General features: G+C 66.8%; 21 protein-coding genes. 10 read left to right on the top strand and 11 right to left on the bottom strand.

The features are described from left to right. Positions 1-5: 5 nt before the first annotated feature. Positions 6-1,928, bottom strand: a complete 1,923-nt coding sequence (locus AC4ELS_RS28820) for an acyl-CoA dehydrogenase family protein (protein WP_064877928.1) — start codon at positions 1,926-1,928, stop codon at positions 6-8. 109 nt (positions 1,929-2,037) lie between these two features. Here AC4ELS_RS28820 and AC4ELS_RS28815 point away from each other — a divergent pair, with 109 nt between their 5' ends. The 3 genes from AC4ELS_RS28815 to AC4ELS_RS28805 are packed head-to-tail and all read left to right on the top strand — an operon-like array spanning position 2,038 to position 4,346. Then, positions 2,038-2,772, top strand: coding sequence for a VIT1/CCC1 transporter family protein (locus AC4ELS_RS28815; protein ID WP_499050383.1), 735 nt, complete (start codon positions 2,038-2,040; stop codon positions 2,770-2,772). Beyond that, positions 2,772-3,830: an esterase-like activity of phytase family protein gene (locus AC4ELS_RS28810; protein WP_499050380.1), complete on the top strand. Its 1,059-nt coding sequence runs from the start codon at positions 2,772-2,774 to the stop codon at positions 3,828-3,830. Before AC4ELS_RS28815 ends, AC4ELS_RS28810 begins: the two co-directional genes overlap by 1 nt. Positions 3,831-3,875: 45 nt before the next feature. Further along, on the top strand, positions 3,876-4,346 hold the full coding sequence (locus AC4ELS_RS28805) for a hypothetical protein (RefSeq protein WP_499050377.1): 471 nt from the start codon (positions 3,876-3,878) through the stop codon (positions 4,344-4,346). Between the two features lie 102 nt (positions 4,347-4,448). Here AC4ELS_RS28805 and AC4ELS_RS28800 read toward each other — a convergent pair whose 3' ends face one another. The 3 genes from AC4ELS_RS28800 to AC4ELS_RS28790 are packed head-to-tail and all read right to left on the bottom strand — an operon-like array spanning position 4,449 to position 6,884. Then, entirely contained in the window at positions 4,449-5,126 is a 678-nt protein-coding gene (locus AC4ELS_RS28800; RefSeq protein ID WP_448443432.1) for a YoaK family protein, read from the bottom strand. Positions 5,127-5,177: 51 nt separating this feature from the next. Then, positions 5,178-6,389 carry an MFS transporter gene (locus AC4ELS_RS28795; protein WP_499050374.1) on the bottom strand — a complete coding sequence of 404 codons (1,212 nt, stop codon included), beginning with the start codon at positions 6,387-6,389 and terminating at the stop codon, positions 5,178-5,180. 18 nt (positions 6,390-6,407) lie between these two features. After that, entirely contained in the window at positions 6,408-6,884 is a 477-nt protein-coding gene (locus AC4ELS_RS28790) for a MarR family winged helix-turn-helix transcriptional regulator (RefSeq protein ID WP_082941458.1), read from the bottom strand. 106 nt (positions 6,885-6,990) lie between these two features. Here AC4ELS_RS28790 and AC4ELS_RS28785 point away from each other — a divergent pair, with 106 nt between their 5' ends. Together AC4ELS_RS28785 and AC4ELS_RS28780 are read left to right on the top strand one after the other, a co-directional pair. Next, a complete protein-coding gene (locus AC4ELS_RS28785; protein WP_064960366.1) occupies positions 6,991-9,039 on the top strand; it encodes an ABC transporter ATP-binding protein in 2,049 nt (682 codons plus the stop codon). Continuing rightward, on the top strand, positions 9,036-9,878 hold the full coding sequence (locus tag AC4ELS_RS28780; protein ID WP_064960295.1) for an energy-coupling factor transporter transmembrane component T family protein: 843 nt from the start codon (positions 9,036-9,038) through the stop codon (positions 9,876-9,878). The genes AC4ELS_RS28785 and AC4ELS_RS28780 overlap by 4 nt, the downstream gene beginning before the upstream one ends. Here the strand turns inward: AC4ELS_RS28780 and AC4ELS_RS28775 are convergent. The 4 genes from AC4ELS_RS28775 to AC4ELS_RS28760 form a co-directional block, all read right to left on the bottom strand. Further along, a complete protein-coding gene (locus AC4ELS_RS28775; RefSeq protein WP_448443530.1) occupies positions 9,768-10,733 on the bottom strand; it encodes a DUF4349 domain-containing protein in 966 nt (321 codons plus the stop codon). The genes AC4ELS_RS28780 and AC4ELS_RS28775 overlap by 111 nt on opposite strands. 89 nt (positions 10,734-10,822) lie before the next feature. After that, on the bottom strand, positions 10,823-12,148 hold the full coding sequence (locus AC4ELS_RS28770) for an ABC transporter substrate-binding protein (protein WP_448443426.1): 1,326 nt from the start codon (positions 12,146-12,148) through the stop codon (positions 10,823-10,825). Positions 12,149-12,224: 76 nt separating this feature from the next. Further along, the gene (locus tag AC4ELS_RS28765; protein ID WP_499050370.1) at positions 12,225-13,037 is read right to left on the bottom strand and encodes a carbohydrate ABC transporter permease; all 813 of its coding nucleotides are present in this window, start codon (positions 13,035-13,037) and stop codon (positions 12,225-12,227) included. Beyond that, on the bottom strand, positions 13,024-13,896 hold the full coding sequence (locus AC4ELS_RS28760; RefSeq protein ID WP_499050368.1) for a carbohydrate ABC transporter permease: 873 nt from the start codon (positions 13,894-13,896) through the stop codon (positions 13,024-13,026). Before AC4ELS_RS28760 ends, AC4ELS_RS28765 begins: the two co-directional genes overlap by 14 nt. 187 nt (positions 13,897-14,083) lie before the next feature. Here AC4ELS_RS28760 and AC4ELS_RS28755 point away from each other — a divergent pair, with 187 nt between their 5' ends. Further along, positions 14,084-14,866, top strand: coding sequence for a cutinase family protein (locus tag AC4ELS_RS28755; RefSeq protein WP_499050366.1), 783 nt, complete (start codon positions 14,084-14,086; stop codon positions 14,864-14,866). 49 nt (positions 14,867-14,915) lie between these two features. Here AC4ELS_RS28755 and AC4ELS_RS28750 read toward each other — a convergent pair whose 3' ends face one another. Then, complete coding sequence (locus AC4ELS_RS28750) at positions 14,916-15,902, bottom strand: NAD-dependent epimerase/dehydratase family protein (protein ID WP_499050364.1); 987 nt, start codon at positions 15,900-15,902, stop codon at positions 14,916-14,918. 102 nt (positions 15,903-16,004) lie between these two features. Beyond that, positions 16,005-17,672 carry a sulfatase-like hydrolase/transferase gene (locus tag AC4ELS_RS28745; protein ID WP_499050362.1) on the bottom strand — a complete coding sequence of 556 codons (1,668 nt, stop codon included), beginning with the start codon at positions 17,670-17,672 and terminating at the stop codon, positions 16,005-16,007. A gap of 71 nt (positions 17,673-17,743) precedes the next feature. Here AC4ELS_RS28745 and AC4ELS_RS28740 point away from each other — a divergent pair, with 71 nt between their 5' ends. Genes AC4ELS_RS28740 through AC4ELS_RS28725 form a run of 4 tightly spaced genes read left to right on the top strand, consistent with a single transcriptional unit; the run spans position 17,744 to position 22,184 of the window. After that, positions 17,744-19,261 carry a TldD/PmbA family protein gene (locus AC4ELS_RS28740; RefSeq protein WP_499050359.1) on the top strand — a complete coding sequence of 506 codons (1,518 nt, stop codon included), beginning with the start codon at positions 17,744-17,746 and terminating at the stop codon, positions 19,259-19,261. Then, positions 19,258-20,619, top strand: a complete 1,362-nt coding sequence (locus tag AC4ELS_RS28735; RefSeq protein ID WP_499050356.1) for a metallopeptidase TldD-related protein — start codon at positions 19,258-19,260, stop codon at positions 20,617-20,619. Before AC4ELS_RS28740 ends, AC4ELS_RS28735 begins: the two co-directional genes overlap by 4 nt. 7 nt (positions 20,620-20,626) lie before the next feature. Next, on the top strand, positions 20,627-21,334 hold the full coding sequence (locus tag AC4ELS_RS28730) for a YwaF family protein (RefSeq protein WP_499050354.1): 708 nt from the start codon (positions 20,627-20,629) through the stop codon (positions 21,332-21,334). Positions 21,335-21,371: 37 nt separating this feature from the next. Then, the gene (locus tag AC4ELS_RS28725; RefSeq protein ID WP_448443410.1) at positions 21,372-22,184 is read left to right on the top strand and encodes a carboxymuconolactone decarboxylase family protein; all 813 of its coding nucleotides are present in this window, start codon (positions 21,372-21,374) and stop codon (positions 22,182-22,184) included. Positions 22,185-22,265: 81 nt separating this feature from the next. Here the strand turns inward: AC4ELS_RS28725 and AC4ELS_RS28720 are convergent, their stop codons facing one another. Then, a complete protein-coding gene (locus AC4ELS_RS28720) occupies positions 22,266-23,297 on the bottom strand; it encodes a threonine aldolase family protein (RefSeq protein WP_448443408.1) in 1,032 nt (343 codons plus the stop codon). Positions 23,298-23,303: the final 6 nt, after the last annotated feature.

Here is a 23,303-nt window from a genome sequence, read left to right as displayed (position 1 = left end):
GCGCGTCAGCCGTTGAGCAGCTCGGCGGGGTCGAGCATCGCCGCGTAGCGCAGCTGCTCCGGGATACCGAACCCGTCGACGAGGATTTCGATGTGCGGGCGCAGTGAGCGGCAGCGTTCGTTGATCCCCCGGGTAACGGCCTTGGCGCGTTCGGTGGACAGGTAGCGGTGTTCGATGAACCAGGCCTTGTCGTCCTCGATCACCGACAGCGCGTACAGGTCGCAGACATCGTCGAGGAGTTCGCGGGCGGTGTCGTCCTCGCAGGCGTCGATGCCGGCCACGAACGCCTCCAGGATGACCCGGTCGATGTGCGCCTGCGCGGCGTGCAGCACGTGGTCCTGCACGGCGTTGAACGCGTCGAACGCCGACATCTCCTTGGACTTGCCCTGCAGACGCCGCGCCACCGAGGCCAGCATGTACTCCTCGCGGTCCTCGAACATCTTGACCTGGGTACCGCGGTTGAACAGGCTGCCTTCCTCCTCGTTGTCCTGGCGGGTGTCGAGGACGGTCTGGATGATGGTCTCGGCGGCCGTGCGTTTCAGCACTCGCTCGCCGGCGTAGTTGGCCGCGAACCGGACCCACTCGACCGGGCTCATGCCCTTGATGTCGTCGGCGTAGGCGGTCAGCAATTCCTTGGCGACCAACTGCGTGAGCACGTGATTGTCGCCCTCGAAGGTGGTGAACACGTCGGTGTCGGCGCGCAGGGCGATCAGCCGGTTCTCGGCGAGATAGCCTGCACCGCCGCACGCTTCGCGGGCTTCCTGGATGGCACGGCTGGCGTGCCAGGTGTTGGCGGCTTTCAGGCCGGCCGCGCGGGCCTCCAGTTCGCGTTGCTCCTCGGCGTCAGGGTCGTCGGAGGTCTGCAGCTCATGACATTTGGCCACCAGCTCGTTCTGGGCGAACTGCAGCGCGTAGGACTTCGCGATCAGCGGCAACAGTCGGCGTTGGTGCACCAGGTAGTCCATGATGAGGACTTCCTCGTCGCTCTTCGGGGCTTCGAACTGCCTGCGTTCCAGCGCATATCGGGTGGCGATGTCCAGTGCCACCCGCCCCGCCGCCGCGGCACTGCCGCCGACGGTGACGCGGCCGCGGATCAGCGTGCCCAGCATCGTGAAGAACCGCCGGCCGGGGTTCTCGATGGGTGAGCTGTAGGTGCCGTCGGGGGCGACGTCGGCGTAGCGGTTGAGCAGGTTTTCCCGCGGGACCCGGACGTGGTCGAACACGATGCGGCCGTTGTCGACGCCGGGGAGGCCACCCTTGTAGTGGCAGTCCGACGTCGTCACGCCGGGCAGGTCGTTGCCCTCGTCGTCGCGGATCGGCACGACGAAACAGTGCACGCCGTGGCCTTCGCCGTCCGGGGTGATCAACTGCGCGAATACGGTTGCTACCCGGGCGGTTTCGGCGGCCCCGCCGATGTAGTCCTTGCGTGCCGTGGGGGTTGGGGAGTGGATGACGAATTCCTGGGTCGCCGGATCGTAGGTGGCGGTGGTCTCCAGCGACTGCACGTCGCTGCCGTGGCCGGTTTCGGTCATGGCGAAACAACCCAGCAGGTCAAGGTCGATCAGCGGTCGGACGTAGGCCTTGTGGTGACGTTCGGTGCCCAGGTTCTCGATGGCGCCGCCGAACAGGCCCCACTGCACGCCGGCCTTGACCATCAGGGAAAGGTCGCTCATGGCCAGCATCTCGATCTGGGTGATGGCGGCGCCCACGTCGCCATTGCCGCCGTGCTCCTTGCGGAAGCCGTCCTCGGCAGCGCCGGCCGCGGCCATGATCTTGAGCTGCTCGCCCACCTTCGCGCGGGCGATCACCGTATTGGGGGTGTAATGCGGTCGGAAGATCTCGTCCGACAACCTGGCCCGCATGGCGTTTTTGACGTCGCGCCAGCGGCCGTCCAGCGCATTTCGCAGATGTTCGGCAGTTGAGGTCATATCCGACGGTAACGCGTGCGGCTGCTGTAGTAGGCCGCTTGGCCCTGTATCTGCGGGGAAGGCAAGCCTTCCTGGACAAGCCCGACCTCGCCGCGAAAGACTGGCGAACATGCCGGACTCGATCGGTAAGTCGCTATCTCCCACGGGCTTGCCGCATGTCAGCTATCACCGGCACGCCGATGTGACGGGCGGCTGGTTGCGCGCGGCCACCTTCGGTGCGATGGACGGTCTGGTCAGCAACACCGCGTTGATCGCCGGTGTCGGGGCCAGCGCTCCGGCTCAGACTGTGGTGCTCAGTGGTGTGGCCGGATTGCTGGCCGGGGCGTTCTCGATGGCGCTCGGCGAGTACACCTCGGTGACGACCGCGAACGAGCAGGTCGATTCCGAGGTTAGGGTCGAGCGCAAATCGTTCCGCAAGAACCCAGAGGCCGAGCAGGCCGAGCTCGTGGCGATGCTTCAGGAAATGGGGATGACGCCGGAAACGGCCGTGAAAGCCAGCGAGGAGATCCACCGCGACGAGAGCCGGGCCCTGAACTTTCACCTCGTGCAGGAACTGGGTGTCCACCCCACGGAGAAGCCGTCGCCGTGGGTGGCCGGGGGCTCGTCCTTCGTGATGTTCGCGATCGGTGCGATCGTCCCGCTCATCCCGTATCTGCTCGGCTTCCAATCGTTGTGGGCCGGGCTGGCGTGCGGCGGGGTGGGTCTGTTGATCGCCGGTGCGGTGGCCGCGAAGTTCACCCGTAAGCCGGTGGCCGTCGCGGGACTGCGGCAACTGGTGTTCGGTGCGGTCGCGATCGCGGCGACCTACGTCGTCGGCATCTTGGTCGGGGCCGTCATCACCTGATGTTGTATCGAATCCTGGCGGCCGGGTTGCTGGTCCTGGCCGGTTGTTCTCCTGCGCGCGCCGTAGCGGATTTCGAGTTCCTCGGCCAACGGCAGATTGCCTTCGCGACGCCATTCGCTGGCACCGTCATCGGCGGACTGTCGGGAATCAGCTATGACGCGGCCGACGACCTGTACTACATCATCAGCGACGATCGCTCCGCCAAGAGTCCGGCGCGTTTTTACACCGCACGGATCAACGTGTCGGACAACGGCATCGGTGACGTCGAATTCGTCGGAACCCATCCGTGGCTGGATCGTGACGGACAACCGTTTCGCCCGTTGGATGTTGACGCGGTGCCGGCTGTGGTCCCGCCGGACCCCGAGGCGATCGCCTTCGATGCCGGGAGGCAGCGGTTGTATTGGACCAGTGAGGGGGAGAGGCGGACCGGCCCCGGGGCGCCGATCCTGCTGGATCCATGGGTGCGGTCCGCCGGACTCGACGGCAGCTTCCTCGGCGAGTTCGCGCTGCCCGAGGATCTGCGGATGTCGGCCGACGAGCACGGCCCGCGCCGCAACAGCACGCTGGAGGGGCTCACGCTGACGCCGGACGGACGCCATCTGTGGGCGGCGATGGAGGGGCCAGGCTACGAGGACGGCCCACCGCCCGACGCGCAGCGCGGCGCGTTGACCCGCGTGTTCCGCTTCGATGCGGACTCCGGGGCGGTCGACGGGCGGTACACCTACCCGCTCGATCCGGTCAGTGCCGGGCCGGGTGGCGACAACGGGTTGTCAGACCTGGTAGCACTCGACGACAGGAACTTCCTGGTGATCGAGCGTGGTTTCGGCACCCATGTGGCGGTGCGGATCTACCGTGCGAGCCTGGTCGACGGCTCCACCGAGATGACGAAAACATTGCTGGCCGACCTGACCAGCACGCCCGGTCTGGCGCCGCTGGACAACATCGAGGGAATCACCTTGGGGCCCAAGCTGCCCGACGGCCGACAATCGGTGATCGCGGTCAGCGACGACAACTTCTCGCCCACCCAGGTGACGCAGTTCCTGCTGTTCGCGCTGTGAGAATTCACGTGCTGGGGCGCCTCGGGTGTGCTGGATGATTGTTTCGTGAGCGTCGAGTGGTTTGCGGTTTTCCCGACCGACCCGCAATGGGTTCCCAGCCAGGATCGCGAGGATGCTGCGCGTGCCGTGTTCGAGGTGCTGATGGGCGCTGATATCGAGGTCAAGGTGAACCGGCCCGGCAGGGTGGTGTTGGAAGATGCTGGTGAGTGCATCGAAACGATCGGTTGCCCGGCATGTGGGACCTTGGTGGGGGAGAACCCGAAGAGCATGGATTGGTGGGTGGCTCAGCTGAACAGAGTCTGGACCGACAGCGGTGGGTTCTGGCCGCTGGATGTGACGACACCGTGTTGTGGTGTTCAGACTTCTTTGAACGAACTGGTCTATGACGCGCCCCAGGGCTTCGCGTCCTGGTCGGTGGCGGCACGAAACCCGGTGTACGCAATAGGCGAGGAAACACTCGCACTGGTTGGCGCGGCGCTCGGGCATCCGGTTCGTTGGGCGCATCGGCACATATGACCACGCGGGTTTCGGCGGGACTCGCGTTCGTAACCAGGTGGCGGCCGCAGGCGATCTTTTCCGCCGTGACGTTACAAACGCGAACGCGTGGCGCAAGATCCGCTACTTCAACAACGCGTGGCGGTCGAAGTAGAAGTAGGTGTAGCTCGCCGTGACGGCACAGATGACGGTGGCCACCAGCAGCATCTGAGATCCGCTCACCACCACGCTGATGAAGCCACCGATGATCGCACCACCGGCGAATCCGGCCCACAGCAGGAAGTACCCCAGCCAATCGCTCAGCTGGCCTCCACTGATGTGGCGTTCGATGCCCTGGCCCATCTTCACGAGCGTCCCGGTCACGTAACTCAACGGGATGGACACCTCGCCGTCCTTCACGAACGACGTATTCAGGGCTCCGATCCCGAAGGCCACGAACAGGATTGGGACGTACGGAACATCGCGGGCCGTCCAGCCGCGCTCGACGAGGTCGACGACGGTGGACACCACCAGCGCAAGCGTCGTCAGCACCGTCGCGCCGTGGGGATGATTGACCCAGAGGTGCCTGCGGCACAACGAGGCGATCACCACTCCGGCGACGAAGGAGAGCAACAGCAGCGCGGCACCGATCGCCAGCCACTCCTCACCCTGGAACAAGCCGAGGAAGGCCCGCTCGGTGTTGCCCGTCATGAAGGTGACGAAATACCCCGCGGAATGGGTGAACGCCGCGGCTCCCAGTACTCCGGCGAGGCCAGCCAGAATCCACGACAACCGGGCCTCGCCGTCGAGCTGCTGCGACATCCCCCCATTGTGGGGAGCTTTGCTGACCTCGGGGCGGATTTCGCCCCTGTGTCAGCTGTCGGAACCCACGGTGACCGCGGTCGCCTCGTCGGTGAGCTCGTCGAGTTCGGCTTCCTCGACATCGATTCCGGCGAGGTGCGGACGCGTCAGGAACAGCACCACGGCGCCCGCCAGGACGGCCCCCGCGCCCACCCAGTACGGCAGGTGGACACTGACCTGTTCGCCGAGAACCCCGGCCAGCCACGGTGCGACGGCAGCCCCGCCGAAGCGCAGGAAGCTGTAGGCGGCCGAGGCCACGCCGCGTTCGACCGGGGCGGCCTTCATCACGGTCTCGGTGATCAGTGTGTTGTTGATGCCGATGAACAGGCCGGCGATCACGACGCCCGAGGCCAGCACGGTCTTGGAATCCGTCCACACCGCCATCGCGGCCAGCACGGCGGTGAAGGCGATGAGGTTGAGGATGAGCACCCGGACAGTGCCGAAACGGTGCTGCAGCCGCGGCGCGACCACCACTGAGGTGAATGCCAATGCCAGACCCCAGCCGAAGAAGATCAGCCCGATCTGGTGAGCGGTCATGTCCAGCGGGAAGGGCGTGAACGCCAGCAGGGTGAAGAAGCCGAAGTTGTAGAGCAGTGCGGTGATCGCGACACCGAGCAGCCCGCGATGGCGCAGCGCCCGGAACGGGTCGGCCAGCGTGGTGGCGCGTTCGGCGCGTGGGGTGGCCGGCAGCAGGAACGCGGTGATCACCAGGGCGAAGGCCATCAGCGCGGAGACGCCGAAGAACGGGCCGCGCCAGGAGATCGAACCGAGCACACCACCGACCAGTGGGCCGATCGCGATGCCCAGGCCGAGTGCCGCCTCGTAGAGGATGATGGCCTGCGCCACAGAGCCTTTCGCGGAGTTGACGATGGTGGCGAGTGCGGTCGCGATGAACAGTGCGTTACCGAGCCCCCATACTGCGCGCCAGCCCACGATCTGCATCACGGTGTCGCTCATCCCGGCCAGACCGGCGCCGGCGATGATGATCACCAGGCCGAGTAGCAGCGTGCGCTTGGGACCGATGCGGCTGGACACCACACCTGTGATCAGCATCGCCACGCCCATCACCGCCATGTAGCTGGTGAACAGCAACGACACCTGCGACGCCGAGGCGTTGAGGTTGTCGGCGATCGGTTTGAGGATGGGATCGACCAGTCCGATGCCCATGAAGGCGACGACGGAGGCGAAAGCGACGGCCCATACGGCCTTGGGTTGGCGCCACATCAGGGCGTTGACTCCTAACTAATTCTTGTGCGACAGCGGATGATCGTCGACGTCGGTGAGCAACCGGCGGATGATGCCGACGGAGGCGGCCAGCGTCCGGCGCTCCTCGGCGGTGAGCCGTTCGAGTCTCGGGTTGATCGCCGCGGCGCGGTCCGCCCTGGCTTGCTCCAGGGTCTGCCGCCCCTGCTCGGTGATCCGGATCAGCACGGCGCGGGCATCACCGGGATCGGTGGTGCGCGACACCAGTCCGGCGTCTTCGAGGCGGCGAACCTGGGTGGTCATGGTCGGCTGCGAACAGTGGTCGAGGTAGGCGAGATCGGAGATGCGGGCCTCACCCTGGTCCTCGATCGTCGACAGCAACCGGGCCTGGGCCCAGGGGAGCGGCAAGCGGGTGCGTTGGGTGGCCAGTCGGTTCAACCGGGCGACCACCGACAGCAGGTCGGCGCCAAGCTCGGTTTGATCGGTTACCGTGACATCCTCGGTCGGGGTCGGCATACCCACCATATTTACATAGATTTGCTATGTAGTCTACCTGCTCGGCGTGCGCTCGCTCACACAACGGGCAGCCGACGCCGGCGATCGCGGCTGGCAGAATCGAACGATGACCGCGATACCACCGGCGACGACGCCTCGGCGCGGCCTCACTCCCGGCGAGCTTGCGCAGGCTGCGGTGATGGCTGCGCTGTGTGCGGCCACCGCGATCATTGCCGTGGTGGTGCCGTTCGCGGCAGGCCTTTCAGTGTTGGGCACCGTGCCGATGGGCCTGCTGGCCTACCGGTACCGACTGCGCGTGCTCCTCGCGGCAACTGTCGCCGCCGGCACGATCGCCTTCCTGATCGCGGGCATGGGCGGCCTGATGACCGTCGTCGACTGCGCCTACATCGGCGGGTTGACGGGTGTGGTCAAGCGCAGGGGGCGCGGCACCGCCATGGCATTCGGGGCCTCGATCGTGGCCGGGGCAGTATTCGGGGCGGCCGCCGTCGTCGCGCTGTCGGTGCTGTCACGGCTACGCAATCTGGTCTTCGACTCGCTGACCGCCAGCGTCGAGGGCCTGGCCAAGGTGCTGGAACGCATCCCGGTGCTCGACGTGATCGCCGAACCGCTCAGGACCACCATCGCCACCATGATCGAGTACTGGCCGCTGCTGATGCTGGTGCTGGGCATCTTCACCATCACCTCGATCAGCATGGTCGGCTGGTGGGCGCTTTCGCGGATTCTGGCGCGGCTGCTCGGCGTGCCCGACGTGCACAAGCTCGACGCCGACACCGATGCCGATGACTCTGCCGTGATCGCACCGGTTCCGGCCCGGCTGACCGACGTACGGTTCCGCTACCCGGGGATCGATCACGACGCCTTGGGTCCCGTGTCCATGGAATTGCAGCCCGGCGAGCATGTCGCGGTGACGGGGCCGAACGGCTCGGGCAAGACCACTCTCATGCTCATGTTGGCCGGTCGCCAACCTACTTCGGGCAGCATCGAGCGGGCCGGGGCCGTGGGACTGGGCCGCATCGGCGGCACTGCCGTGGTGATGCAGCACCCGGAGAGCCAGGTACTGGGCACCCGGGTGGCCGATGACGTGGTGTGGGGGCTGCCCGTCGGCGCCACCGCCGACGTCGAGCGACTGCTGTCCGAAGTCGGGCTCGACGGGCTGGCCGAGCGCGACACCGGGGGACTGTCCGGTGGCGAACTGCAACGCCTGGCCGTGGCCGCGGCGCTGGCCCGAGAGCCCTCCCTGCTGATCGCCGACGAGGTCACCAGCATGGTGGACCAGCAGGGCCGCGACACATTGATGAATGTGTTGTCCGGGCTGACCGATCACCACGACATGTCGCTGGTGCACATCACGCACTACAACGACGAGGCCGATTCTGCTGACCGCTCGGTGCAACTCAGCGGCAACGGCGGCACCGCCGACAACACCGACATGGTGCAGACCTCTGCGGTGCCCGTCAACGACGCGGCCGCAACCCACCAGGGTGCGCCGGTACTCGAACTGACCGGCGTCGGGCACGAGTACGCCAGCGGAACACCCTGGGCGAAAACGGCTTTGCGCGACATCACGTTCACCGTCAACGAGGGTGACGGGGTGCTGGTGCATGGCCTGAACGGTTCGGGCAAATCGACCCTGGCCTGGATCATGGCCGGGCTGACCGTCCCGACGTATGGTGCCTGCCTGCTCGACGGGGCGCCCGTGGCGCAGCAGGTGGGTGCGGTGGCGATCTCGTTCCAGGCCGCCCGCCTGCAGTTGATGCGCAGCACCGTCGGCCGCGAAATCGCCTCGGCCGCAGGCTTCTCCCGGCACGAGACCGACCGGATCGCGGCCGCGCTGGAAATGGTCGGACTCGATGCGACGCTGGCCCAGCGGCGCATCGACCAACTCTCGGGCGGCCAGATGCGTCGCGTCGTACTGGCCGGACTGCTGGCCCGGTCGCCGCGCGCGCTGATTCTCGACGAGCCGCTGGCCGGATTGGACGCCGCCAGCCAGCGAGGTTTGTTGCGATTGCTGGAGGACCTGCGGCACAACAACGGACTCACCGTCGTCGTCATCTCGCACGACTTCACCGGTCTGGAGAATCTCTGCCCGCGCACCCTGCACCTGCACCACGGCGAGCTCGCCCTTGCCCCGACGACTGCCGGAGGCGCGCGATGACCGCTCCGACGCGAGGACAACGCAAACCGGTCGTGCTGTTGCGTCCGGTCCCCGGCGACACCGTGATCCATCGGCTGTGGGCCGGAACCAAACTGCTCTCCGTGGCGGGCATCGGTGTGCTGCTGACGTTCTATCCCGGCTGGGTGCCCATCGGCGCCGTCGCCGTACTGGTCCTGGTGACCGCGCGACTGGCCCACATCCCACGCGGGGCACTGCCCTCGATCCCGTTCTTCCTGTGGATCCTGGTGGCGTTGGGTGGGGTGCTCGCCGCGCTGGCCGGTGGATCCCCGTTCATCGACATCGGTTCGGTGCAGATCGGCCTGGGCGGGTTACTCAACTACCTGCGCATCACCGCGCTGGCGATCGTGCTACTGGGTCTGGGGGCATTGGTTTCCTGGACGACGAATGTCGCCGACGTCGCCCCGGCGGTGGCCACCCTGGGCCGTCCTCTGCGCGTACTGCGCGTCCCGGTGCACGACTGGGCGGTGACGATTGCATTGGCGCTCCGGGCTTTCCCGATGTTGATCGACGAGTTCCGCACCTTGTATGCGGCGCACCGGTTGCGTCCGGTCGAACCTGCGGAGACGTTCCGGGCGAGACGTCGACAGCGGGTGGGGAATCTGGTCGATCTGTTGGCCGCAGCGGTCACCGTGGCGCTGCGTCGCGGCGACGAGATGGGCGATGCCATCACAGCTCGCGGAGGCGCCGGCCAGATTTCGGCCGCGCCGTCAGGTCCCCGGGCGCGCGACTGGATCGCCTTCGCCATCCTCGTTCTGGTCTGCGGCACTGCCTTGGCCCTGGAGCTCACCGTCCTGCCGACCAGCTTCCCGCGGCGTTGACCGCTGCCCGGCCCGCGGCCGGGCCAGCCGAATGACGGCGTAGATGACGGCGGCTGCGATGACGACGACGGCCAGCCACGGCAGCAGCAGGCCGAACAACATCACGAGCCCGGAGGCCGCTGACACCAGGCCGTGCCAACCACGCTCGACCTGGCCCCAAAACCCCTGGTACTGCGGGGCCGGGCCGCCGATCTGCTCGGCGGTGATGTCGAGATTGACGGTGCTGTAGTCGATCTGATCGCCGAGCTGGGTGCGCTGTGCACGCAGACTGTCCAGTTCGGCCTGGCGCTGCGACAAGGCGCCCTCGGCCTTGATCAACGCCTCGGGGTCCTTGGCGTCGCGCATGATCCCGAGCAGGCGGTCAACCGAAGTCTGCAACGCCTTGATGCGGGCATCGAGATCGACACGCTGCGAGGTCACGTCGTCGGAGCGGACCTCGACGGTCTGCACCGTGCCGAGCTTCTTGAACTCGTCGAGGGTGCCTTCCAGTTCGGCGGCCGGGACGCGTAGCGCCAGTGAGATGCGCGCGCGGCCGGAACTGGAGCCGGCATCCTCGGAGCGGCTGTCGACCCGGCCGCCGGCATCGGTGGCCAGAGATACGGCTTTGTCGGCCACTGCGGCCGGGTTGCCCGTGGTGATCGACATCGATGCGGTCTTGACGATGTCCCGCTTGACGTCGGTGGGTATCGGCGCTTCCTTCAGCCCTGCACCGCTTTCCGGCACCGGTGCGGGTGCGGCTGGGGCGAACCCGGCATCGCTCTGTGTGGCCGCCGGTGCCGAGGAATTGGGGGAGTGACCGCCCGCGCAGGCCGGTGCGACCGCCAACATCGTCGCGGCAAACAGTGCCACCGTCATGCGGCGGTGACGGGATCCGCTGGTTTGCTTGCGCATCAGCCCAATGTAAGCGACAAGCCGGCGTTCACGGGCGGCAAATATTCCGTCGGTCAGCGCGCTGCTGCCGTGTTGGCCGCCCACTGAGCGTCGGCCAGCGACTTCTCCACATCGCGACGTCCCAGGAACATCTCGTCGAAATAGGGCTTGAGGGCCTGAAATCCGGCCGGGAAGCCGGCCGCGCCCGGCGCCGGGATCCGAGGCCCCCGCAGCACCCGGAAGAACGGGCCGACGTCAACTCCTCGTCGCGTCCAGTAGTCGTGGTAGACGGGCTGGGCTGCCAGCACGGCCGGGATGGCGGCACCGCCCGCGCCGAGGTATTCGTTGCCGCGCTTGCTACCCATCCAGTTCAGTACCTCGCGTACCGCGTCAGGATGATGGGTGGCCGAGTTCCCGGCTGCGGCAATGCCATTGGTGACACTGACCCGTCCCTTGGGTCCGGCCGGAAGCATCGCCACGCCCCACCGGAACCGGGCCTGGTTCGCCACCGCGGCCAGGTTGTAGGTGCCGGACTGAAACAGCGCCATCCGGCCCTGCAGGAACATGTTGCGCGAGAAGTCGCCGTTGTTGTTGGTGGCCGAGGCCGGCGGGGCGACGTGATCGTCGTTGATCATCCGAACCAGGTAGGTGAACGCCTCGGCGGCCTGCGGGTTGTCGAAGGCGAAACGATCTCCGATGTTGAAGATGCCGCCCGCCGAGCCGATGTAGTTGAGGTAGATGCCCTGCAGATCATTGGCGGCGTTGTAGCCCCACTGCCGGATCCGGCCGGTGTCGAAACCCTCGGTGCCGGCCGCGCGGCCCTGCTCGTCGACGGTCAGCCTCGCCGCCAGTGACCGCAGTGTGTCGTCTGGTCCGTTCGACCACCGCATCGTGGTCAGTTCGGCGAGGTCCACCCCGGCGGCGTCGAGCAGGTCGGCGTTGAAGTACACCGCGATGCCGGCGTCGGTCAGCTGCGGAACCGCCCACAGGGCGTCGTTGCGGGTGAACTGGTTGACCACTGAGGGCTCCCAGGCCCGGGCGGCGTTGGCGCCCAAGGTCTGTCCGATGTCGAGCAGCCGACCGTTGTCGGCATATCCGGCCAGGTAGGCGTTGGACAGCCAGAAGATGTCATCGGCGCTGCCCCCGGCCACGTCGGTACGCAGGCTGTCGAAGTAGGCGGAGTAGGCAACGGTGTTGACCCGCACCTCGATGTCGGGGTGCTCCCGAGTGAACTCGGCGAAGGACTGCCGGTAGGCGGCCGCCACCTGTGAATCCCACAGTCGCACGGTGACCACGGTGCGGCCCTCGGGTTCGGTGGTGCGGCCCAACAGCACGGCGGCCACCAACAGAACGGCCATGGTCAGCGCCAGGCCGATCGCGGCCGTCGTCGAGCGCCTCATGGCTGCTTCCTGTCGCGAGATCGACGTGAGGGTCGTTGTGGCCGCGGATAGGCAGCCCTGGTGTGGATCTCGACGATCACTTGATCCCCGTCACCACGATCGAGCGGACGATGTTGCGCGAGAACGCGACGAACAACACGATCAGCGGCACGATCGCCACCGTGGTCGCCGCCATCACCAGCGTCCACTGCGCGTTGTACTGCGTCTGCAGCCCGGCGGTCGCCACGGTGATCACCTGCCACTTGCTGCCGCTGGTGATCACCAACGGCCACAGGAAGTTGTTCCACTGGCTGACCACGGTGATCAACGCCAGGGTGACCAGGATCGGTCTGCTGGCCGGCACGACGACGTGCGTGATCACATCCAGGGTATGGGCACCGTCGAGGCGGGCCGCGTTGATCAGATCGCCCGGGATCGACCGAAAGTACTCGCGCAACAGGAAGATCGCATACGGCGAGCCGAACATGAACGGCAGCACCAGCGCCCAGAAGGTGTTGCGCAATCCGGCCTCGGCCATCATCAGATACAGCGGTACCACGGTAACGGTCGCGGGCACCATCAGAGTCGCGATGTAGACCCAGAACAGGGCGTCGTGGCCGGGAAACTGCAGCCGCGCGAAGGCATAGGCGGCGAGCACCGAGAACACCAGCTGGCCCAACAGGATGACCGCCGTCATCAACGCGGTTACGACGATGGCCCGGCCGAACCCGGCGTCGGCGAGCCCGACGTAGTTCTCCAGCGTCGGCGGTGTGGGCAGCGACAGCGGGGGATCGGTGGCGAACTGCTCGGCCGAGGTGAACGAGGTGAGCAGTCCGAGCCCGAAAGGCAGCAGCGTGACCACCGCGCCGAGGAGCAGGCCCGCGTAGATCAGTGCGTTACGTGAGGTCATAGCTGATCCTGCGGCGGAAGTAGAAGTGCTGGACGAGCGTGATGCTGACCAGGATGCCGAACAACACGATCGCCATCACCGAGGCCCGGCCCACTGCCGCCGCGCCGAATGCCTCCGCATAGATACGGTGCGCCACCAGATCGGTGTGGCCTTGCGGCCCGCCCGCGGTCAGCGCGTACACGGTGTCGAATACCTGCGCGGCGCTGACGATTCCGGTGACCAACACGAAGAACATGGTTGGCCGCAGCATCGGCAGGGTGATGTGCCGGAACCGCTGCCAGTCCGTCGCGCCGTCGGTGCGGGCGGCGTTGTGGACGTCGGCGGGGATGTTCAGGATGCCGGCCAGGAAGAACAGCGTGACGTAGCCGACATTGGTCCACACCACCACCGCGGATACCACCGGCAGCGCCAGTCCCGGGTCGGTCAGCCACTCGACCGGCCGGCCCAGCACGGTGCTCAGCGCCCCGTCGGTGGGGGCCAGGATCCATTTCCACAACACCGCGATGGCCAGCGGCGCACAGATCCACGGTAGCACGTACACGGTGCGGAAAAATCCGGTGCCTGGAAGTCCCCGAGCCAGTAGCGACGCGGCGATCAGGCCCAGCACGGTCTGCGTCGGGACCACGAGCAGCACGAACAGCAGCGTCACCGCCAGAGAGGTGCCGAACGACGAATCGGTGAGGACGGACGTCCAATTGTCCAGCCCCACATACTCGATCGGGCCGAGCAGGTCCCACCGCTGCAGACTCAACCAGAGCACCACCAGCATGGGCAGCAGCAGGAAGGTGACGACGCCGAACAGGCTGGGTGCGACAAGCGCGTACCCCAGTGCGGTCGTGCGGACACGCGAGGTGGCCATCGAGCTATTAAAGCGGTTCGTGACCTGCGGCCGCCACGGCGGGCAACCTCAACGCCCAACAGCCGGACTCTCATCCCCGTCGGCGAAATTTGCTCAGATGACGTACATCACTTGACCGCTGCGGAATCGAAGCCCGGACTTCGCGCTTGTAGCTGATGACAGCAACACAAGGACCGGGGGTTATCTCATGAGCACAGCGCAGCGAGCCCGAAAAGGCAGCGTGATCTCCACGGTGGCACAGTCCACGATCTTCACTGCACTCGCGCTGGCCGCCCTGGTCTTCGGTTCGCTGGCCGGCCCGATCGCCTCGGCCAACGCCGCCGACGGGTGTGCCGACGTCGAGGTGGTGTTCGCCCGCGGCACCAACGAGGCGCCGGGTGTCGGCGCCACGGGGCAGGCGTTCGTCGACGCGCTCAGCGCCGATCTGCCCGGTAAGTCGGTGGACGTATACGCGGTCAACTACCCGGCATCGCTGAACTTCGGTCAGGCGACCGACGGCATCGCCGATGCGAGCAACCGGATCCAGTCGATCGCAGCGACCTGCCCGGCGACCAAGATCGTGCTCGGTGGTTATTCGCAGGGCGCCGCGGTGGCCGGTTACACCACCTCGAGCTCCGTGCCCGCCGGATACGTCCTGCCCGCCGGCATCAGCGGCCCGATGCCTGCATCGGTCGCCACACATGTCGCGGCGGTGGCGCTGTTCGGAACCCCCGACGAGTGGGTTCTGGGCCTGGCCGACCGCGGTGCACCGCCCATCGCGATCGGCGCGCCGTACGTGGCCAAGACCATCCAGCTGTGCGCCCCCGGCGATCCCATCTGCTTCCCCGGTGGTTTGAACCGCGCCGCCCACAGCTCCTATAAGGACAACGGAATGGCAGTCCAGGCAGCCGATTTCGCGGCCCGCCAGTTGGGTGGCAGCGCCCCGTCGGCCACCATGGTGCAGACCGCGGGTGACGTCACCGGAAACTGACGCCGATCGAACCAAGGCTGGCGGCCGGAAGCGACTGAGCTTCCGGCCGTCAGCTGTTGAGGTCTCGGAATCCGGCGACGGTGTCGGCCAATGTGATTCGTGGATCCCGGTAGGTGACGCCGAGATCGCGTTCGCTCGGTGAGTCGTCGGACGCGGGCATCTGTGTGTAGTACTGCATCCCTGCTTCGGTGAACGGCGTCTGGAACGGCAGGAACGGCCCCATCCGGTCGAGCACCTGCCCGGCCACACGCAGCACGGTGTCGGGCACCGGGACGGCGAACATCGTCTTGTTGCCGACCTCGGTGAGCAGCTTGGCCAGCTGGTCCACGGGAATGCGGTGACCGCCGGCCATGTAGCGGCGGGGACCGCGTCCAGGTTCGAGCAACGCGACGTGCAGGGCCGCCAGGTCTCGACCGTCGACGATGGTCCACGCGGCGCTGCGACCGGGGATCGCTCCCAGTTGCAGTGCGGCGGCGACTCCCTCGCCGGCTTCCCCGAACTGGTTGCCGACCGGGGGCCCCATGACCATGCCGGGGTAGGTGATGTTCACCGGTGCGCCGGCGTCCTGCATTCCGCGGGCATAGATCTCGACCTGCGCCTTGGATCGCCCGTAGCCGTCGGTCCCGCCGAACACCGGCAGTTCCGCTTCCAGAGTGTCCACGTCGGGATTGAACAACGCGGTGATGCTCGACACGTGGATGATGGGATCCAGACCGAGTTCCGCGGCGCCGCCCAGCACATTTCGCGCACCGTCCATGTTGGTGCTCATCATCTGCGCGGTCTGGCTCGGGTCGGTGGCGACCAGCGCCGCGCTGTGGACGACGGCGTCGCAGCCCTCCAGCGCGCGCAGAACTGAGTCGCGGTCGGTGATGTCGCCGACAGCGTGATCGGAGACATCCACTCCGAGCTTGGCAACGCTGGTCTGTAGCCGGTCCGGATTGCGCACCAGAAACCGCACTGAATGTCCCGCGTCCGCAATCGCTTTCGCGCTCCACCCGCCCACAAATCCGGTACCGCCGGTGACCAACACGCGCATGACGCGAACCTCCTAGCAAGCGACGACCGTCGCTAGGACGCTAGTACGTCCGGCGCTGAGGGGAAGCGGTTTCGGCTCAGCCTCCGTGCTGGTCGGGTCGGCTCAGCCTCCGCGAAGCTCCGCGAGCTCCTTCATATTCGCCAACCCCTGCTCCTGCGCCTCATCCAGGAAACTCGGCAAGGGGGCCCGAAGCTCGGGAAGCACCTGATGGTCGAGCAGGGCCTGCAGATCAGCCTGCTTCGGGCTGTGGCCTGCCTGGTTGTCGAGCTCCTGCACGCCGGGATCGGTTGCGTAGTCGTACAGTTCGTGATGGATGGGCCGGGACGCGTCGATGTCCATGGTGCCGGGTTTCCAGTACGTGTACATGCCGAGCTTGGCCTCGGGGGTACGGACGGCGACGATGTGGCTGGGCGCCGATGTCGGGATTTCCATCGGCGGGCCGGAGGCGCCGAAGAACTTCTTTGCCAGTGGCGATTTCATCAACGCCGCCATCTCCTCGACCGACATGTCGTCGGTGGCGTGTGCGATCCACGGCCGGCCCGGTGTGGCTGCATCGGCGGCCATCCCGGCGATGTCGGCACGCTCGGACAGGTAGGAGTAGCGGGAGTCGGAGCGCCAACCGGCGCCGCCGTGGGCGATCGTTATGAGCAGCGCCGCCAGGTCGGCGCTGGAAGTCAACTGGGTACGGGTGTCACCAGGCCCAGGTGTCAGATGACCGGACGGGTCACGGATGTAGAGCGGCACCCGGATGCTCTCCTCGTACACCGCGGCGCCCTTGCCGCGCAGGCCGTGCGACCCGGCGTACTCGCCGTGATCGGAGGTGAAGACCACGACGGTGTTGTTGTCGATGTCCGGCCTGGCGGCGAGAGTGTCGAGCACCCGGCCGATCTGGGTGTCCACCTGCTGATGCAGCCACAGGTACATGTCCAGGCACCTGGCCCACTGTGCGGCGGAGTCGGGTCCGGTGTAGTCCATCGCGCCGGTCATCAGCGGCGACATGAAGTTCATGTAGTCGATCTGCAGCTGGGGCTTGCCCCTGCGGCGCAGATCGTCCGCGGTCTCGAAGTTCACCGGCTTTGCGCTGAATACGTGCGGAGCATTGTCGGGCAGCGGGTTTTTCGGCCACCAGCAGATGTCGTGCGGATTGACCAACGACACCGTGGTGCACCAGGGGCCCTCGGTCGCGTGGGCATCGAACCACCCGGTGAACTGATCGACGATCGAGGGATCCTGCTGCAGGCCCTGGTTCGGTGCGCCGTTGGGGGACGGGTAGGTGCCACCGGAGAAGCCGTGGACGTCCAGGCCGTCGGGGGTGTTGTCGGCCGCACTGCCCAGGTGCCACTTGCCCCACCACCAGGTGCGGTAGCCGGCATCGCGCAGCATCGTGCCCCAGGTGGGGAAGCGGGCCGCCAATGTCGATTCGGTGGGCCCCTCGCCGGTGTAGAGGCACCCGGTCTGGTGTGAGTACAGCCCGGTGGTCAGTACCCCGCGCGACGGTGTGCACATGTTCGATGCGCTGTAGTGCGAACCGAACGAGGTGCTTCGCGTCCGCAACCGGTCGAGGTTGGGCAGCAGTGCGCCGAGTTGCTGGGTATCGGGGAACCACTGGGGTGCCCGCATCTGGTCGACGATCACGACGAGGATGTTGGGCTGACCGGCCGTGTCCTGGGTCCGTCTGCTGAGTAGTTCATAGCCGCCGAATCCGACCGCAGCCGCGCCTGCCGCCACTGCCGCACCACCCAGAACCGTCCGCCTGCTGAGCTCCACCATTTAGTCAGGCTATGGGTTCTTGCTGTGCGCAGCATGAGTTTGGTGACAAGCACCCTTTAGTGTGGGGAATCATGACCGCTCAACGACGTGTGGACGCCGATTTTCTGGAGCTGCCCCGGTCCGAGTTGGCTGATGCGGCACTGTCCGCGGCAGTCGCAGCCGGCGCCAGCTATGCCGATCTGCGGATTCACCGGATCACCACCGAGATCATCCAGCTGCGCGACGGCGAGTTGGAAATGTCCGTGGTCAACCGTGAGGTGGGTCTGGCGGTCCGGGTGATCGTCGACGGCGCGTGGGGGTTTGCTTCCAACGCCGAGCTGGCACCGGAGGTGGCGGCCGAGACGGCTCGCCGCGCCGTGCAGGTGGCGACGACACTGGGGCCGCTGAATGCCGAGCGCATCGAGTTGGCCGCCGAACCGGTGTACGCGGATGTGACCTGGGTGTCCGATTATGGCGTCGACCCGTTCGCCGTCCCCGCCTCCGACAAGATCGCGCTGCTGGGCGAGTACTCGGGCCGGTTGCTGGCCTCCGACGGTGTGGACCATGTGTCGGCCGGGGTGCATGCGGTCAAGGAACAGACCTTCTACGCCGACACCTTCGGATCGTCTCTCACCCAGCAGCGGGTGCGGGTGATGCCGACGATGGAGGCGGTGGCCGTCGACTCCGCTGCCGGGTCGTTCGAGACGATGCGCACGTTGGCGCCGCCGACCGCCCGGGGCTGGGAGGCGCTGGCCGGAGATGATGTGTGGGACTGGACCTCCGAGCTGGCGGAGCTGCCGACGCTCCTGGCGGAGAAGACCAAGGCTCCCTCAGTCGTCGCCGGCCCCACCGACCTGGTGATCGATCCGTCCAACCTGTGGCTCACCATCCACGAATCGATCGGGCATGCCACCGAATACGACCGGGCCATCGGCTACGAGGCGGCCTATGCCGGCACGTCGTTCGCCACCCCGGACAAGCTCGGCACCATGCGGTACGGCTCCCCGGTGATGAACGTAACCGCCGACCGCACCGTCGAATTCGGTTTGGCCACCGTCGGTTTCGACGACGAGGGGGTGCGGGCCCAGCGCTGGGACCTGGTGCGTGACGGCGTCTTCGTCGGCTACCAGCTGGACCGGGTTTTCGCGCCGCGACTCGGGCAGGCTCGCTCCAACGGCTGCTCATACGCCGATTCGCCCCACCATGTGCCCATCCAGCGGATGGCGAATGTGTCGCTACAGCCAGGTCCGGAGGATCTCAGCACGGACGATCTGATCTCGCGGGTGTCCGACGGCATCTACATCGTCGGCGACAAGTCCTGGTCGATCGACATGCAGCGGTACAACTTTCAATTCACCGGCCAACGTTTCTACCGGATCCGTGACGGGCGCCTCGACGGGCAGTTGCGCGACGTGGCGTACCAGGCCACCACGACCGATTTCTGGGGTGCGATGGAAGCGATGGGCGGACCATCCACCTGGCGCCTCGGTGGGGCATTCAACTGTGGCAAGGCGCAACCCGGGCAGGTGGCGCCGGTCAGCCACGGTTGCCCGAGCGCGCTGTTCCGCGGCATCAACGTACTGAACACCCGGACGGAGGGCGGCCGATGATCGGCGCACAGCAGGTCGTCGAGATCGCCTTGGGCGCCGCAGATCCCGGCACGGAAACCATGGTGTTGGTCACCGATCGGGCAGACGCGTCGTTGCGGTGGGCCGGCAACTCGATGACCACCAACGGCCAGTCGGTCAGCCGTACCATCACAGTGATCTCGATCGTGCGCCGCGGGGGCAAAGCCCATGTCGGGTCGGTGCGCTCCACCGAGGTGGACCCGGCGGTGATTCCGGAGTTGGTGGTCGCCGCGCAGCGGGCAGCGGTGTCCTCGCCCGAGGCACGGGACGCGGCACCACCGCTGCCGGGCTCCGAGGTGCCGGTCGACTGGGATGCGCCGGTGGCGGGCACGGGGGCGCAGGTCTTCACCGGCATCGCCGATGACCTGGCCAAAGGTTTCGCCGGGTCCGACCAGCTTTACGGATACGCCCGCCACGTCTTGGAGACCACGTTCGTGGCCACCTCGACCGGTCTGCGTCGTCGTTACACCCAGCCGACGGGCTCGGTGGAGATCAATGCCAAACGCGACGGGGCGAGTGCCTGGGCCGGGGTGAGCACCGCGGATTTCGCTGACGTGCAGGTGGATTCGCTGCTCGACGAGTTGTCGCTGAAGTTGGGGTGGGCGGAGCGGACCGTCGAACTCCCGGCCGGCCGGTACGAGACACTGATGCCACCGTCGACGGTGGCCGACATGATGATCTACCTGACCTGGACCATGGATGGCCGCGGGGCGCAGGAGGGGCGCACCGCACTGTCGGCGCCCGGGGGGACCCGGGTGGGGGAGAAGCTCACCGATCTGGGGCTGACGCTGTACTCCGATCCGCGCGCCGACGCGCTGGCCTGCCAACCGTTCGTGGCGGTGCCGAGTTCCTCGGAGCGGGTGTCGATCTTCGACAACGGCATGGACATCGGCCGGGTGGACTGGATCCGCGACGGTGTGGTCAATGCACTGGCCTATCCACGGGCGGTGGCCGCCGAATACGGCACACCCGTCGCGGTGCCCGCCGACAACCTGCTGATGACCGGTGGCGCAAAGGATTTGGCGGACATGATCGCCGGTACCGAACGCGGTCTGCTGCTGACGACGCTGTGGTACATCCGCGAGGTGGACCCGACCGTGCTGCTGTTGACCGGGCTGACCCGTGACGGCGTCTACCTGATCGAGGACGGCGAGGTGACGGGCGCGGTGAACAACTTCCGGTTCAACGAGAGCCCGCTGGACCTGCTGCGGCGCGCCACCGAGGCGGGCATCAGCGAGGTCACCCTCCCGCGCGAATGGGGTGACTGGGCGACGCGCGCGTCGATGCCGACGCTCCGGATCCCGGATTTCCACATGTCCTCGGTGAGCCAAGCACAATGAGTTAAGGATGCTGTCCCAACGGCAATTCACGGCCTACGGCCCGTCACATTGGGCCGTCATCGCCGTGTTTGTCGTCGGGGCAGTGCTGCTGGTTTGGCTCGGCCGTCGCCAGACCGAACGTCAATCCCGGCTTTGCGGCCGCATCCTCGGTGCATCGACGGCCGCGATCTATGCCGCGATCCTGGTCTACAACCTGATCCCACCGTCGATCGGACGGTCGGTGCCCCTGCAGCTGACCGACCTGGCGACCGTCGCGGGTGCGTACGCGCTCTGGTCGCAGCGTCAGTGGGCCTTCGTACTGACCTACTACTGGGGTCTGGTGCTGAGCACGCAGGCACTGATCTCGCCGGTGCTGAAGAGCCCGGACTTCCCGCATTACGCCTTCCTGGCGTTCTGGGCGATTCACCTGCTCGTCGTGTGGGCCGCAATCTATCTGACCTGGGGCCGCGGGATGCGCCCGCAGTGGCGTGATTATCGGTTCGCGGTGGTGGTGACCGTGGTGTGGGCGGTGGGAACCATGGCGTTCAACGCCATGGCGGGTACCAACTACGGCTTCCTCAATGCCAAACCCACCACCGCGTCGCTGCTCGACCTGATGGGGCCATGGCCGGTCTATGTGTTGGTGGCCAGTGCCTTGGTGGTGAGTGTGTGGGCGCTCATGACGTGGCCATGGGAACGTCGAGGTCGGAGTCGTCGAAAGTCAGCTTCCGGGTAACCCCACGGCGCGGGACGCGGTGGAGGATACTGCCGGTGTGTCTGCCGATCTGTTCAACGAGTTGACGCACCTGGTCGCGTTGTCTCCACCAAAGTTGGCCGATATCAACGCCGATGTGCGTGAGGTGTGCGCGTCGACGCTGGGATTGCCACCCCTGCCCGCGGAGACCCGCGGCGGTGCGGTCGACCCCATGGTCACCGAGTTCGCCGAGCAGTTCAGCATCGACGTCACCGGCATCACCACTGCCCAGCGGGCGGCGTTCTCCGATCTGCTCGGGTCCGACGTGTTCACCGTGGCAACGTTGATCTATGTAGCCGACTTCGTGCCTCGGATGCGTGCCGGGCTGACCGCCCTGGGCGTGGACTGGCCGGAGGGCCCCGTGGTGTGGGACCACGACACCAATCCCGCCGACTACGTGCTCGACACCTTCATCCCGGCCGTGGGGCGGATGCGCGAGCTGGACCCGGTGACCTCCGAGATCGTGCGGTTGCGCGGGGCCCGCCAGCACAACTGCCGGCTGTGCAAGTCGCTGCGGGAGGCCGCGGCCCTGGAGGCCGGTGCCACCGAGTCCGACTATGACGGTATCGACGACTTCGAGAACTCCGAGCTGTCCGATCGGCACAAGGCCGCGCTGCGCTACGTCGACGCGCTGATCTGGACGCCCGCCCAGGTGTCAGGTGAGGAACTGCGCCAACATTTTTCGGAAGAAGAAGCCGTCGAGTTGACCCTGGACGTCATGCGCAACGCCTGCAACAAGGTGGCCGTAGCGTTGGGTGCCGACGCGGCACGCGTCGACGAGGGCACTGAGGAGTACCGGCTCGGCGCTGACGGACAGCCGATCTACAGCTGAGTTGCGTAGGTCGCGCCTGGCTTGCGCCTGGCCTGCGCCGTTTTCTACCCGGGGGTTGTGGCCCCGCCGAAACTACCGCCCTCAGGTAGAAATCGACGACAGCAACCGCAGAACATCGTCGACTTCGGTTTCGGTTGTCGCCCACGAGCAGACGAACCGCACCGTCGGCCGCAGTGGTTCGGGACGGTGCACGGCATAGCTCGCTGAGATGGCGGTGTAGGCCGCGGGTTCGAGGTCGACGAACACCTCGTTGGCCTCGGTGGGAGGGCCCAGCCTCAGACCGAGCGCTTGGAAGCCTGTGCTGAGCCGGGTGGCCATCCGGTTAGCGTGGGCCGCGGTCTGCAACCACAGCCCGTCGTGCAGCATCGCCTCGAACTGGGCCGCGACGAACCGCTGCTTACTGGCCAGCTGGCCGATCTGCTTCTGCACGAACTGGATTCCGTCGAACAACTCGGGGCGGCGCACCAGGATCGCGTCGCCCATCAGCATGCCGTTCTTGGTGCCGCCCACGGTGACGATGTCGGCATCGGCGATGGCCTCACGGGGAGAGATATCCAGGGCGGCAATCGCATTGGCGATCCGCGAGCCGTCGATATGGACCAACAGGTCGAGATCATGGGCGTGATCGATGAAGTCCTTGATGGCCTGCGGGGTCCAGACGCGGCCGTTCTCGGTGGACTGGGTGATGCTGACGATGCGTGGCTGTGAGTGGTGCACCGGCCCGCGGCGGGCCACCGCGGTGTCGAGCGTGGCCGGATCGATCAGGCCGTCATCGCTGATGAGTTTCGTCAGCGGGGCGCCCGAGAGCCGGACCGGTCCGCCGGCCTCGTCGACCAGTGAGTGCGCGATGTCGCTGCACAGGATCTCCTGCCACGGCCGCACCGCCGAGGCCAGCGCGATGATGTTGGCTGCGGTACCGGTGAGCGCGAACAGCACCTCGGCGTCCGGGGAGTCGAACACGGCCTTGATCGCGTCGGCGGCGCGCGGCGTGGCGGAGTCATTCCCGTAGGAAGCGACGGCCTCGTTGTTGGCCGCGACGATCGCGTCCATGACTTTCGGGTGAGCGGGCGCGGCGTTGTCGGAGGCGAACGCGTGAGAAGGCACCTTCGCCATGATCCC

It is taken from the genome of Mycobacterium shunyiense, from assembly GCF_058270035.1.
The sequence above is the reverse complement of the archived record's forward strand: the minus strand, read 5'-3'. Positions and strand labels throughout refer to the sequence as shown.